At 70.3% G+C, this 12,148-nt stretch carries 14 protein-coding genes and 1 pseudogene; 8 read left to right on the forward strand and 7 right to left on the reverse strand.

From position 1 onward, the window contains the following. Positions 1-106 precede the first annotated feature (106 nt). On the forward strand, positions 107-688 hold the full coding sequence (locus ACYQ8Q_RS20960; protein WP_460073428.1) for a helix-turn-helix domain-containing protein: 582 nt from the start codon (positions 107-109) through the stop codon (positions 686-688). A gap of 98 nt (positions 689-786) precedes the next feature. Here ACYQ8Q_RS20960 and ACYQ8Q_RS20965 read toward each other — a convergent pair whose 3' ends face one another. Next, on the reverse strand, positions 787-1,326 hold the full coding sequence (locus tag ACYQ8Q_RS20965) for a hypothetical protein (RefSeq protein WP_460066995.1): 540 nt from the start codon (positions 1,324-1,326) through the stop codon (positions 787-789). A 252-nt stretch (positions 1,327-1,578) separates the two neighbouring features. Here ACYQ8Q_RS20965 and ACYQ8Q_RS20970 point away from each other — a divergent pair, with 252 nt between their 5' ends. From ACYQ8Q_RS20970 to ACYQ8Q_RS20980, 3 genes and pseudogenes are all read left to right on the forward strand, one after another. Further along, complete coding sequence (locus ACYQ8Q_RS20970; RefSeq protein WP_460073429.1) at positions 1,579-2,649, forward strand: DNA polymerase III subunit beta family protein; 1,071 nt, start codon at positions 1,579-1,581, stop codon at positions 2,647-2,649. Between the two features lie 22 nt (positions 2,650-2,671). Beyond that, complete coding sequence (locus ACYQ8Q_RS20975; RefSeq protein ID WP_460066996.1) at positions 2,672-3,181, forward strand: hypothetical protein; 510 nt, start codon at positions 2,672-2,674, stop codon at positions 3,179-3,181. Then, positions 3,178-3,510: pseudogene (locus ACYQ8Q_RS20980) on the forward strand (helix-turn-helix domain-containing protein); the annotation flags it as partial. The gene ACYQ8Q_RS20975 and the pseudogene ACYQ8Q_RS20980, both read left to right, overlap by 4 nt. 88 nt (positions 3,511-3,598) lie before the next feature. On the opposite strand, the gene ACYQ8Q_RS20985 reads toward ACYQ8Q_RS20980, so the two are convergent. The 4 genes from ACYQ8Q_RS20985 to ACYQ8Q_RS21000 all read right to left on the reverse strand — a co-directional run bounded on the left by ACYQ8Q_RS20985 (position 3,599) and on the right by ACYQ8Q_RS21000 (position 5,845). After that, the gene (locus ACYQ8Q_RS20985; RefSeq protein ID WP_460066998.1) at positions 3,599-4,168 is read right to left on the reverse strand and encodes a DinB family protein; all 570 of its coding nucleotides are present in this window, start codon (positions 4,166-4,168) and stop codon (positions 3,599-3,601) included. A 183-nt stretch (positions 4,169-4,351) separates the two neighbouring features. Then, complete coding sequence (locus tag ACYQ8Q_RS20990; protein WP_460073430.1) at positions 4,352-5,080, reverse strand: recombinase zinc ribbon domain-containing protein; 729 nt, start codon at positions 5,078-5,080, stop codon at positions 4,352-4,354. Further along, positions 5,055-5,639 carry a recombinase family protein gene (locus tag ACYQ8Q_RS20995; protein ID WP_460066999.1) on the reverse strand — a complete coding sequence of 195 codons (585 nt, stop codon included), beginning with the start codon at positions 5,637-5,639 and terminating at the stop codon, positions 5,055-5,057. Before ACYQ8Q_RS20995 ends, ACYQ8Q_RS20990 begins: the two co-directional genes overlap by 26 nt. Positions 5,640-5,659: 20 nt before the next feature. Next, on the reverse strand, positions 5,660-5,845 hold the full coding sequence (locus ACYQ8Q_RS21000) for a recombinase family protein (RefSeq protein ID WP_460067000.1): 186 nt from the start codon (positions 5,843-5,845) through the stop codon (positions 5,660-5,662). Positions 5,846-5,953: 108 nt separating this feature from the next. Here ACYQ8Q_RS21000 and ACYQ8Q_RS21005 point away from each other — a divergent pair, with 108 nt between their 5' ends. After that, positions 5,954-7,594 carry a DNA repair helicase XPB gene (locus ACYQ8Q_RS21005; RefSeq protein WP_460067002.1) on the forward strand — a complete coding sequence of 547 codons (1,641 nt, stop codon included), beginning with the start codon at positions 5,954-5,956 and terminating at the stop codon, positions 7,592-7,594. Between the two features lie 4 nt (positions 7,595-7,598). On the opposite strand, the gene ACYQ8Q_RS21010 is transcribed toward ACYQ8Q_RS21005, so the two are convergent. Beyond that, a complete protein-coding gene (locus ACYQ8Q_RS21010; RefSeq protein ID WP_460067003.1) occupies positions 7,599-7,781 on the reverse strand; it encodes a hypothetical protein in 183 nt (60 codons plus the stop codon). 394 nt (positions 7,782-8,175) lie between these two features. Here ACYQ8Q_RS21010 and ACYQ8Q_RS21015 point away from each other — a divergent pair, with 394 nt between their 5' ends. Further along, positions 8,176-10,140 carry a HelD family protein gene (locus ACYQ8Q_RS21015; protein ID WP_460073432.1) on the forward strand — a complete coding sequence of 655 codons (1,965 nt, stop codon included), beginning with the start codon at positions 8,176-8,178 and terminating at the stop codon, positions 10,138-10,140. An 88-nt stretch (positions 10,141-10,228) separates the two neighbouring features. Here the strand turns inward: ACYQ8Q_RS21015 and ACYQ8Q_RS21020 are convergent, their stop codons facing one another. Then, a complete protein-coding gene (locus ACYQ8Q_RS21020) occupies positions 10,229-10,909 on the reverse strand; it encodes a copper homeostasis protein CutC (RefSeq protein ID WP_460067004.1) in 681 nt (226 codons plus the stop codon). A 103-nt stretch (positions 10,910-11,012) separates the two neighbouring features. On the opposite strand from ACYQ8Q_RS21020, the gene ACYQ8Q_RS21025 reads away from it, so the two are divergent. Beyond that, complete coding sequence (locus ACYQ8Q_RS21025) at positions 11,013-11,660, forward strand: HD domain-containing protein (protein WP_460067006.1); 648 nt, start codon at positions 11,013-11,015, stop codon at positions 11,658-11,660. Next, on the forward strand, positions 11,657-12,145 hold the full coding sequence (locus ACYQ8Q_RS21030; protein WP_460067007.1) for a GNAT family N-acetyltransferase: 489 nt from the start codon (positions 11,657-11,659) through the stop codon (positions 12,143-12,145). The genes ACYQ8Q_RS21025 and ACYQ8Q_RS21030 overlap by 4 nt, the downstream gene beginning before the upstream one ends. The last annotated feature ends 3 nt before the right edge of the window (positions 12,146-12,148 follow it).

Raw genomic sequence — 12,148 nt, forward strand, 5'->3', positions numbered from 1 at the left:
GCCCCACTTCTTCTGATCGGCTTGCCTGCCCTGCCTGTTGCTGCCGCGCGCCCGATAGTCCTGACTGCCGCCGAGCGGCACCGGTTGAAGAAGGCGGCCTGGGGCCATAAGACCGAGTACCGGGCCAGGCTGCGGGCGCAGATCGTGCTCTGGGCGGCGAGGCCGGTTCGCCGACCTGGGCCTGCCAGGCCTGGCCGACCGCAAGCACCCTGGGCGGCCTGCCGCTTTCACCGCGTTGCAAGCTGCGCAGGTCAAGGCGCCGGCCTGCCGGCTTCCGGCCGAGGCCGGCGCGCCGCTGTCGCCCTGGTCGTGCCCGGAGCCGGCCCGCGAGGCCGTTGAGTGTGGCATCGCGCCCTTCCTGTCGGCGTCCACCGTGCGCCGCTGGCTCGACCAGAACGCGCTCAAGCCCTGGCAGCACCGCTCGTGGATCTTCATCACCGACCCGGGCTTCCGGCCCAAGGCGGAGCGCGTGCCGGACCTGTATGCCCACACCTGGGACGGCATCCCGCTCGGCGCGGACGAGTACGTGATCAGCGCGGGCGAGAAGACCTCCGTCCAGGCCCGCTGCCGCTGCCATCCCACCCCGGCACCAGGCCAGGCGAGAGCAATGCGGGTGAATCACACCTACGGGCGCGGCGGCGCGCATGCCCACCTGGCCGCCGACAACGTCCACCAGGCCACAGTGTGATCGACCCTCGAAGGACTTCTGGAGCCGACCACCAAGCCGCGCCCCTCAGGGGCGCGGGGAACTGCGCGATCAGCCACAACGATGCCGCGGCCGAACGACTAACAGTCCCCCACCTCAGCATCGGCACCCAGCCCGAAATGCGCCCGCGCCGCACTCTCCAACCCCGCCGAGCTCACGTCCCCGTCCAACCGCGACTCGGCGAAAACGGAGAAGTGGTCCTTCTCCCACTCCGCGTACCCGGCCCCGTCCGGGGGCTCCTCCTGGGCGACGACGCGATACCCCTCGCCCTCCCGCGCCAGCCGCATCACCTGGGGATAGTGCGACCCGGCGCACTCCTGGAGCGCCCCGTCCCGCACCCCGTACTCCACACACAGGGTGTCGACACCGGCCCGCACCCGGTTCCCTTCCTCCCGCAGATCCAGCGCCTGCGCCGCGCAGAACCAGCGCGCCTTCAGCGCGGGCTCGCTCTCACCGACTCCGTCCCCCTGGGACCGCGCGACGAGCCGCTCCTCGATCGCGGGGCGCACGGAGGCCCACAGACCGGCGTCCACGGCACTCGACCCCCGCGCCCACGCCCCGGTCGCCACCAGCACCACCACAGCGCCGACGCCGGGTCCCCAGATGCGTACCGAAGTCACCGCGAGCTCCTCACCGAGCCGCGCGCGCTGCGCGGCTTCCCCTGGACAAGACCGCCGAGAGGCGCTCGGGGTTGCACGCGGGATGGGGCACACTGGACGTTTGGCCGCCTCGGACGGATGTGCGTACCACGTGAACGGACCGCTGATCGTCGAGCTGTGGAGTGGCTACCTCTAGATGTTGCCGGCCATGAGGTTGGTGTCGCTGCTCGTCGGTGTTGACCTTCGAGTTGGTTGAAGCTTGATGATGGCGCGGTGCCAAATGATGAGCTGATGCCGATCGGGGCCTTCGCCCAACGCAGTGGTCTGACCTCCAGCGCGTTGCGGTTCTATGCCGACTCCGGGCTACTGCCCCCTGCCGAAGTCGACCCGGTCTCGGGCTACCGCTACTACAGCAGTGACCAGGTGGCTCGGGCGACGGCGCTGCGTCAGCTTCGCGAGCTCGCTATGCCCTTGGCCGCTGTCGAGGCTGTACTTGGTTCCGGGGCCGACGAGGCTTCCCGGCTACTCGATGAGCATGTCGCAAAGGTCGTTGGGAATGCAGCGGCTGTGCAGCAGAAGGCTGCTGTCATCAAATCTGCGCTCGGCGATGCGCCGGGTCTTCCCCTTGCGGTGGTGAAGGGTCCCGTGCTGGCGGATGCGGTCGAGCAGGTGCTGACCGCGGCCGCGCATGAGCCCGGGATGCGAGCACTCGCCGGTCTGCGCATCGAGGCAGGTCCTGAGGCGGTCACCCTGACCGCGACGGACCGGTACCGGCTCTCCACTCGAACCCTGGTGCCGGCTGAACCGCCGAGCCAGACGTGGGCCGGCACGGTCAATGGCGAGGAGCTGCGTACTACGGTCGCCCAGATTCGCCGCAGCCCCCTGGTGCGACTGGAAGCGGTCTCGAACGGGATCTGGTTCCGCGTGGCCGACCGAGAGGACCGGCACTGTCGGTTGCTGCCCGAGGAGTTTCCCGACTATCGGCTGATGCTCGCGTCACTGGGCGATATCACGACTCGCGCGACGGTCTCGAAGGATCTGCTCCTGCGAGCCTTGGAAGAACACCCCGGCGAGCGCATCGGGCTGCACGTCGCTGACCACGAAGTGAGCGTCATGTCAGCGGACGACGGATACCCCGACATCCCACTCCCGGCCACCGCGGCGGGCCAGGCCCTCCAGATCTGGTTCGAGCTGACCACGCTCCATCCCGCCGTGAGCACGGCGATCGGCCCCGACGTACTGCTCGACCTACGGGGACACGACCGGCCCGTCGCGATCCGCTCCGCCGACCGCGGCGATCTCACCACCCTGGCCATGCCCATCAAGTCCGACCACTCCGCCTGAGAAAGACGACGAGGAACAACCCATGACCACCGCACCCGCCGGCCCCGACCCGACCATGGAAGCAATAGGCCACGCCGTCGCCGAGGGCCGAGCCGGTAACAGCGCCTCCGCCCGCCGCAAACTGCTGGGCCTGTGGTCTGCGATCGGTGTCACCGGTGACCCGCTGCACCGCTGCTCGCTCGCCCACTACCTGGCGGATCTCTACGAAGATCCCGCCCAGGCCCTCGCCTGGGACGTCCGGGCCCTGGACGCTGCCGACGCCGTGACCGAGCAGCGCGTCGAGGAGCACCACGCCGGCCTCCACATCGCTGGTTTCTATCCTTCCCTGCACCTCAACCTCGCCGACAACTACCGCCGACTCGGCTCCTTCGAAGCCGCCACCGAGCACATCAACGCGGCCAAGACGCACGCCCCCGGCCTTCCTCAGGACCCCTACGGTGACCTTCTTCGCGGCGCCATCCAAGAGGTCGCTGAAGCCATCACCGGGCGGGACCGGTCACGGCGAGCCTCTGCGCCTGGTTCCGCTGCGTGACGCACAGGAACGCACCCCTCACCGTGGAGGGACGGCGTCGCTTCGTCGAGCGATGCCGTACGCGGCCCATCGCCCACGTTGCAGCCGAGACGGGGATCTCCCGGGCATGTGCATCGAAGTGGGTCAACCGATATCGGCGACACGGCGAACTCGGGCTTGAGGACCATCCCTCTACACCTCACCACCAGCCCACCGCGACACCGTCCGAGATCCTCGACCTCACGGAAGAACTGCGCCGCACCCACAAGTGGTCCGCGGCCAGGATCGCCTTCGAGCTACCCCAGGCCGGCACGCCAATCGGCCGAAGAACCGTGAGCAGGCACCTGGCCGAGACCGGCGGCCACATGATCCACGTCGATGTGAAGAGCGTCACGGAGTCCACGTGGCTCCCGAAGCTCGATCGCCGGTTACCGAAGGTCATATTCGGCGCGGTACGGCTCCGTCCTGCCAGCGGTAGAGGTCCCGCAGCAGGGAAATCTCAGCGCCGTGATGGATCAGCTCCCTATTGACGTGCAGGACCCTGTTCTCCATGGGAAACCGCTCGGGTCCCACCGGGGGTGGATTCTCCAGGTCAGCGTCCGAGAGCGAGCGGACCCCCTCGTTCCATCTCCCGTACATCTCATCGAGCTGTTTCAGCGCCTCGTCAGCGGTCCCCGCGTAGGCGAATGTCTCGGAGTCGACGTCCTGGCCGCCGAAGTACCATCCGACCCGATAGCCCAGGCACGAGACAATGATGTGCGCCAGCCGCCAGGCAATCGTGGTCACCGGCGCCGGCACCGGCGCCGGGCCAGGGGTCGCAAAGTCCATCGTCCACTCCCCCGAACCCTCCGACATCGGTGCGGCCGACATGCCACGCGGGCGGACGCTCCAGCAGCCGCGCACCGGCTCCCAGAAGTACTCCTCATCGGTAAGACCCGCCAGCCGTGGCCGCAGGTTGGTGCGCCAGTGCCAGTCCAACTGCTCCGCGAGCCGCTCGCTTCTTGTCATTTCCGCACACTACATACAACAGAGACCTGGCTGCGGGTGACAGCCTCGACCGAGGACATGACGGATGGCCAAGATCGCCGACTCCCGCCCGAGATCAGCATGAGTATCCCGAGCGAGCCCCATGCCAGAGCCTCCGACCTGCATGTTCGAAGATGGCGAAGACTCCCTCCGGTGACGTCGGCGTCAGCTCTGGCTGCCAGCCGCCCCGGTCTCTCGTTCGCTCTCCTTCGCCGCTGCCGCCCGCCGCGTGTGCCCCTCCTCGCCGAAGTACACCGACAGACGCGACGTGTCCAGCTTCTTGCCGCCACGCCGCGCGGGTGCCACCTCCACGTAACCGCCCGCGTTCAACAGCAAATCGCGCGTACCGGCCACGTCCGAGCGCTTCCACTGCTCGGCGTGCGTCTCTCCCGTCGGCTCCGCCTTCACGCCGCCCGGCTTCGCCGTTCGCTGCCTCTCCTTCAGGGTCGCCAGGCGCTCTTCCAGCTTGGCGTACTGCTCCGCGTACCGGATCGCGCCGTCGTCGCCCCTGAACAGGCCCCGGTCATAGCGATCCTTTTGCAGGTCGGCCAACGCCTCCTCGGCCTGCCTGATCTGCGGGCGGAAGTCCTCGCCCACCTCCTGGACCATCCGCATCACGGAAAGGTGCCCGTACCTCGCGAGGAACTGCTCGGTGACGTGCTCCTCGGTGGTCACCCCCGCCACGGTCGGCCCGTAGCACTTCACGCCCTGCTTCTCCTCCCCCTTGGCCGCCCGCCGGCGGTACTTCAGCGGACCGATGCACCGGTACCGAAGCTGACCGTTGCGCCCGCTGAAGGTGTACATGCGTTCGCCGCAGACTCCGCAGTGCATGATGCCGCGCAGCAGCGACGTACCCTCCCGGCGCTTCTCACCGGGGTTGGCCCGGCGCTCCAACTCGTCCTGGAGCGCCTGCCAGGTGTCCGTGTCGAGGATCGGCGGCCGGTTGACCAGCGGCAGGCCGTCCGTCCGCAGGATCGGCTTTCCGTCCTCGATGACCTGGCCGAGCAACTGAGGGCTGCCCAGCATGCTGCGCAGCGTCGTCGTGCACCACTGCTTGGAGGTCGTTGATGATCTGCATGAGCGAGTCCTTGGCCAGGACCCGCTCCACGATCCGCTTGATCGTCTTGGCCTCGTCCTCGTTGACCGCGAGGACCTTGCCCGCTCCGTTGGGGTTGGGGACGACCATGTACCCGTACGGGACCCGTCCGCCGGTGTAGCGGCCCTCGCGGCGCAGGTGCTCGTGCGCGCTGGACACCCGCATACCGATGGTGTCGGACTCCAGCTCGGCGAAGACCGCGATCACCTTCGCCATGGCCCGGCCCATGGACGACGTGAGGTCGAGCGGCTCCGTCGCCGACGCGAGCGCGACGCTCTGGTGCTCGGCGAGTCGCATGATCTCCGCGAAGTCGACCGTCGAGCGCGCAAGCCGGTCGATCTTGAAGAACACGATCACGTCCAGCTCGGCGAGCCTGGTCAGGATGCGTTGCAGTCCCGGCCGGTCGAGCCCGCGCAGAAGCCCGAGACGTCGATGTCCTCCTCGGCGGCCACGACCTCCCAGCCGCGTGCCTCGCACAACGCTTCACCGGCCGCGCGCTGGCGTTCCGGCGAAGTCGTCTCGTCGGTTTCGCGCGATAGGCGAACATAGATAGCGGCGCGCATCCCCGGCGCGCTGGCCGGGACGCCCTTCCGGCGTCGGGCACGGGGCATAGCCCGTGCTGTGACAGGCGTTGTTTCTGTCATGAGACGACCTTATCTCCGGAGGTATGTGTGTCCTGCCTGATCGTCCAGTCGGACAAAACCCTGCTCCTGGAGGTCGACCACGAGCAGGCCGACGACTGCCGTCGCGCCATCGCGCCGTTCGCCGAGCTGGAGCGGGCGCCCGAGCACATCCACACCTACCGGGTGACCCCGCTGGGCCTGTGGAACGCGCGGGCGGCCGGGCACGACGCCGAGCAGGTGGTGGACGCGCTGGTGCAGTACAGCCGCTACCCGGTGCCGCACGCGCTGCTCGTGGACATCGCCGAGACGATGGACCGCTACGGCCGGCTGACCCTGTCCAAGCACCCGGCGCACGGGCTGGTGCTGACCACGACCGACCGGCCGGTGCTGGAGGAGATCCTGCGCTCCAAGCGGATCGCCCCGCTGGTCGGCGCCCGGCTCGACCCGGACACGGTCGTGGTGCACCCCTCGGAGCGCGGCCAGATCAAGCAGACCCTGCTGAAGCTGGGCTGGCCGGCCGAGGACCTCGCCGGGTACGTGGACGGCGAGGCGCACCCGATCGAGCTGGCGGAGGACGGCTGGGCGCTCAGGCCGTACCAGAAGCAGGCGGTGGAGAACTTCTGGCACGGCGGGAGCGGGGTCGTGGTCCTGCCCTGCGGGGCCGGCAAGACGCTGGTCGGCGCGGGGTCGATGGCCCAGGCGAAGTCGACCACGCTGATCCTCGTCACGAACACGGTCTCGGCCCGGCAGTGGAAGCACGAGCTGGTGAAGCGCACCTCGCTGACCGAGGACGAGATCGGCGAGTACAGCGGGACGCGCAAGGAGATCCGCCCGGTCACCATCGCCACCTACCAGGTGCTGACGACCCGGCGGAAGGGCGTCTATCCGCACCTGGAGCTGTTCGACTCCCGGGACTGGGGACTCATCGTCTACGACGAGGTGCACCTGCTGCCCGCGCCCGTCTTCAAGTTCACCGCCGACCTCCAGGCCCGCCGCCGTCTCGGTCTGACCGCGACCCTGGTCCGTGAGGACGGCCGCGAGTCGGACGTGTTCTCCCTCATCGGCCCCAAGCGGTTCGACGCGCCGTGGAAGGAGATCGAGGCGCAGGGCTACATCGCGCCGGCGGACTGTGTGGAGGTACGGGTCAATCTCACCGACTCCGAGCGGCTGGCGTACGCGACCGCCGAGGCGGAGGAGAAGTACCGCTTCTGTGCGACGACCGCGACCAAGCGGAAGGTGACGGAGGCGATCGTGCGGCGCTTCGCGGGCCAGCAGATCCTCGTCATCGGCCAGTACATCGACCAGCTCGACGAGCTGGGCGAGCACCTCGGGGCGCCGGTCATCAAGGGCGAGACGTCCAACGCGCAGCGCGAGAAGCTCTTCGACGCCTTCCGGGAGGGCGAGATCAGCGTGCTGGTGGTGTCGAAGGTGGCGAACTTCTCGATCGACCTGCCCGAGGCGACGGTCGCCATCCAGGTGTCCGGCACCTTCGGCTCCCGCCAGGAGGAGGCGCAGCGGCTGGGCCGGGTGCTGCGCCCGAAGGCGGACGGTCACCAGGCGCACTTCTACTCGGTCGTCGCCCGCGACACCATCGACCAGGACTTCGCGGCCCACCGGCAGCGGTTCCTGGCGGAACAGGGGTACGCCTACCGGATCATGGACGCGGACGAGCTGCTGGCCGAGGGCTGAGCGGTCACCGCCTGCGGCGGACTCCGGCCTCCTCGCCGTACTCACCGAGGATGACGACATCGAAGGCGGCGCCCACGAACACCCTGATCGCGTGCAGGGCGTCGCCGACGGGGTGACGGTGGGCGTCGGAAAGGGGAGTCGCGCCGGACGGGCGACCAGGGGCCGGGGTGAGGGTCGCTGTACTCATGTCTCCATGGTGCCGGGAGAGGCATAAAGAGGGCATCGGCCCCAGGTCCCCACTTGGCGTACTACCTGAGTACACCGGGGTGGTACGGCCTCCCCTAGGGGGCGGACACGGGCGCGGGAATCGGGCCGGGAATCGGGCCGGGAATCGGGCGCGGGAATCGGGCCGGGAATCGGGCGCGGGAAATCATTCGCTTTCCCCTTCGCCGCTCCCCTAAAATCTCCGCTCTTGCCCGCCTCCCTCCACGGAGTGCCGCCGCCCGGACGGAAACCGGACGGCATCGCCGTAGCCCACCCCCAGCAGGCCCGGAGGCACCTCCTTGTCCACGTCCGTCCACGACGACCCCCTCGGCCGCGAGCGCGCCCACCTCACCTCCTCCCGGGCCGCCCTGCGGGCCATGCGGGAGGACGTCGAGGCCCTCGACATCCGCGACGTCACCGCGAACTGGGTGAACGCCGAGGTCCTCTCCCGCCAGATCGACGAACGCATCAAGGCGCTCGCCGACCTGAGCGACACCCCGCTGTTCTTCGGCCGCCTCGACTATCTGCACGCCCCGGGCGCCGATCAGGCGGAGGGCGCCGAGGGCGAGCGCTTCTACATCGGGCGGCGCCATGTGCACGACGGCGACGGCGACCCCATGGTCATCGACTGGCGCGCCCCGGTCTCGCAGCCGTTCTACCGGGCCTCGAAGAAGGATCCGATGGACGTCGGGCTGCGGCGCCGCTTCGGCTACACCGGCGGCGACCTCACCGCGTACGAGGACGAGCACCTCTCCGACCCGCAGGAGGCGGCCCGCACCAGCAGGCTGCTCCAGCAGGAGATCGAGCGGCCGCGTGTCGGTCCGATGCGGGACATCGTCGCCACCATCCAGCCCGAGCAGGACGAGATCGTCCGGTCCGGGCTGGGCGGGACCGTGTGCGTCCAGGGCGGTCCGGGCACCGGGAAGACCGCCGTGGGACTGCACCGGGTCGCCTATCTCCTCTACGCCCACCGGGAGCGGCTGGCCCGCACCGGCACCCTCGTCATCGGGCCGAACAAGTCCTTCCTCCACTACATCGAGCAGGTGCTGCCCGCGCTGGGCGAGCTGACGGTCCGGCAGGCCACCGTGGACGACCTGGTGGCGCATGTCGAGGTGCGCGGCACGGACGAGGCGCCCGCCGCGGTCGTCAAGGGCGACGCGAGGCTGGCGGAGGTCCTGAGGCGGGCCGTGTACTCCCATGTACGGATGCCGACCGAGCCGGTCGTCGTGGTGCGCGGCTCGCGCCGCTGGCGTATCCCGGCGTACGAACTGGAGGACATCGTCCGGGAGTTGCTCGACCGGAAGATCCGCTACGGCGCCGCCCGCGAGGCTCTTCCGCAGCGCATCGCGCATGCCGTGCTGGTGCAGATGGAGCGGTCCGGGGAGGCTCCGGACGACCGGGTGCAGGACGCGGTGGCCCGGGGCAGCGCGGTCAAGGCGGTGGTGAGGGAGGTCTGGCCGCCCGTCGACCCGGCGAAACTGGTGCTGCGCCTGCTCACCGACGCGGAGTTCCTCGCCGTCCACGCGGACGGGATCCTCGACGAGGACGAGCAGAAGACCATCCTGTGGGCGAAGCCGGTGCGGAGCGTGAAGTCCGCGAAGTGGTCGGCCGCGGACGCCGTGCTGATCGACGAGGCGGCCGACATCGTGGAGCGCACGCACTCGCTGGGCCATGTGGTGCTGGACGAGGCGCAGGATCTGTCGCCGATGCAGTACCGGGCGGTGGGGCGGCGCTGCACCACCGGCTCGGCGACCGTCCTCGGCGATCTGGCGCAGGGCACCACGCCCTGGGCGACGCGGAGTTGGGGCGAGGCCCTGGCCCACCTCGGCAAGGCGGACGGCGTGATCGAGGAGCTGACGGCCGGTTTCCGCGTGCCCACCGATGTCATCGCCTATGCCTCCCGGCTGCTCCCGCACATCGCTCCCGGGCTCGCTCCGGTCGCCTCCGTGCGGGAGAACCCCGGGTTCTTCGATCTCCGGCCGGTGGCGGGGGCCGCCGATGTGGTGGCCGCCTGCGCGGAGTTGCTGTGCAACGAGGGGTCGGTCGGGCTGATCGCCGCGGACGAGCGGGTCGCCGAGCTGGCGTCGGCGCTGGCGTCGGCGGGGCTTTCCCATCTGGACCCCGGTGAGGAGACGACCGCCGAGACCCGGCTGACGCTGGTGCCCGCGTCGCTCGCGAAGGGTCTGGAGTACGACTATGTCGTGCTGGACGAGCCTTCGGCGGTCGTGGAGGGGGAGCCGGACGAGCGGACGGGGTTGCGGCGGTTGTACGTGGCGCTGACCCGGGCCGTCTCCGGGCTGATCGTCACCCATGCGGTATCCCTGCCGGGCCAGCTGGTGTAGACGCCGGGTGCGGGTGCGTGGGGGGCTGGTCGCGCCCACGCGGCGGAGCCGCATATCGATACAGCCCCGCGCCCCTGGGTAAGTGCGGTCAGCGTTCGTCGAGTACTTCACGCCATTTCTGTACCGCCCCCACCGCCACCGGCCCCGACCAACCCCCCGGCCGCGCCGCCCCGCCGACGTGAAAAGCGGTCACCCCCGCCTTTCTCAGGGTCGGGACATGGTCCAGGCGCAGCCCCCCGCCCACCAGGAGCTGCTGGTCGCCTCCCCGGGCCGCCTCCGCCAGGAGCGTCGGCAGGCCCTCGTCGACTCCCCTCGGGGAGCCTGCCGTGAGGTAGGTGTCCAGGCCGGGGAGGTCGGCGAGTTGTTTGCGCAGGGCGTCGCGGTCCGTCGCGTGGTCGATCGCGCGGTGGAAGGTCCAGCGGCAGCCGGCCAGTTCCGCCACGAGCCGTTCCACCGTGTCCAGGTCGGCCTGGCCGTCGGGGTCGAGGAAGCCGAGGACGAACTCCTCGGCCCCGGCGGACCGCAGTTCGCGGGCGGTGCGGACGAGCCGGTCGACGTCCCCCGCCGCGAAGCCGTCCGCGAGGCGCAGCATCACACGCAGCGGGATGTCCACGGCGGACCTGATGGCGGTGAAGGTCGCCACGGGTGGGGTCAGGCCGTCCGCGGCCATGTCGGTGACCAGTTCGAGGCGGTCCGCGCCTCCGGCCCGGGCCGCGATCGCGTCCTCGGCGTCGAGGGCGATCACCTCCAGCACTGCACGCTCACTCATGGGACCCCATTCACCGAGCATCGTCACGACCCTCACAACAGGTCTAGTCCAGTTGTCTAGTCCAATTGCACCATACGTGGGGTCCCCACGCGAGAATGACCCCATGGCCGACCTCGACGCCCTGCGCACCCGCTTCGCCCACGCCCTGGAGGCAGCCAGGGCCCCGGCCGCCGACGGCCCCGACCCCGCGCCCTACGCCGACGCCCTCCTCACCCGCTGGCGGGAACCCCAGCGCCGGTACCACACCGTCGAGCACCTCTCGGCGGTCCTGGACCACATCGACGTACTGGAGGAGCACGCGGACGACCCGGCCGCCGTACGGCTCGCCGCCTGGTTCCACGACGCCGTGTATCTGCCCGACCGCTCCGAGAACGAGGAGCGCTCCGCCCGGCTGGCCGAGCGGGCGCTGCCCGAGGCGGGGGTGGGGGAGGCGCGGACCGCCGAGGTGGCGCGGCTGGTGCGGCTGACCGTCACCCACGATCCCGCCGACGAGGACCGCGACGGGCAGGTGCTGTGCGACGCCGACCTCGCGATCCTCGCCGCGCCGCCCTCCGCCTACGCCGCCTACACGGCCGCCGTCCGCGAGGAGTACCACTTCGTGCCGAACGACGCCTTCCGCGCCGGGCGCGCCGCGATCCTGCGCCAGCTCCTCGATCTGCCCCGGCTGTTCAGGACGCCGTACGGGACCCGGCAGTGGGAGGCGACCGCGCGCTACAACCTGCGGTCCGAGCTGGAGCTGCTCGCGTCGTGACCCGTATCCCCGGCCCCCGGCTGACCCTCGAAGGAGCCTCCCCCACCGCCCTCGCCGATCTCTGGTCCGGCGGCGACGGCGGCTACGACTGGCTCGGCGGCAGCCCCTACGACGGCACGCGCGACGCCGCCGGAATGGTGTTCCGGGCCCATGAGACCGGCGTCCTGCGGCCCGGCTTCGGGCTCTACGTCGTCGTACGCCAGGAGGACCGCCGGGCGATCGGCAGCATGGGATTCCACGCCGCGCCCGACGAGGACGGGCGTACGGAGATCGGCTACGACCTCGTCCCCGGCGCCCGCGGCCACGGCTACGCCACCGAGGCGCTGCGCACGCTGGCCGGCTGGGCGCTCGCCCGGGACGACGTACGCCGCCTGTTCGCCACGGTCGAACAGGCCAACGCCCCCTCCCGCGCCGTACTCGAACGAACCGGTTTCGTCCGGGTCTGGGAGGGCGAGGGCACATACGCGTATGAGCTGCGCGGCTGACCT

Source organism: Streptomyces sp. YKOK-I1 (genome assembly GCF_054660435.1).

What these genes read in the sequence shown, in the direction of transcription:
- ACYQ8Q_RS20985 (WP_460066998.1), bottom strand. Translation starts at nt 4,168, where the DNA reads ATGACAAGAAGCGAGCGGCTCGCGGAGCAGTTGGACTGGCACTGGCGC.
- ACYQ8Q_RS20975 (WP_460066996.1), top strand. Translation starts at nt 2,672, where the DNA reads ATGACCACCGCACCCGCCGGCCCCGACCCGACCATGGAAGCAATAGGC.
- ACYQ8Q_RS21020 (WP_460067004.1), bottom strand. Translation starts at nt 10,909, where the DNA reads ATGAGTGAGCGTGCAGTGCTGGAGGTGATCGCCCTCGACGCCGAGGAC.
- ACYQ8Q_RS21025 (WP_460067006.1), top strand. Translation starts at nt 11,013, where the DNA reads ATGGCCGACCTCGACGCCCTGCGCACCCGCTTCGCCCACGCCCTGGAG.
- ACYQ8Q_RS21010 (WP_460067003.1), bottom strand. Translation starts at nt 7,781, where the DNA reads ATGAGTACAGCGACCCTCACCCCGGCCCCTGGTCGCCCGTCCGGCGCG.
- ACYQ8Q_RS21000 (WP_460067000.1), bottom strand. Translation starts at nt 5,845, where the DNA reads ATGCGCGCCGCTATCTATGTTCGCCTATCGCGCGAAACCGACGAGACG.
- ACYQ8Q_RS21015 (WP_460073432.1), top strand. Translation starts at nt 8,176, where the DNA reads ATGCGGGAGGACGTCGAGGCCCTCGACATCCGCGACGTCACCGCGAAC.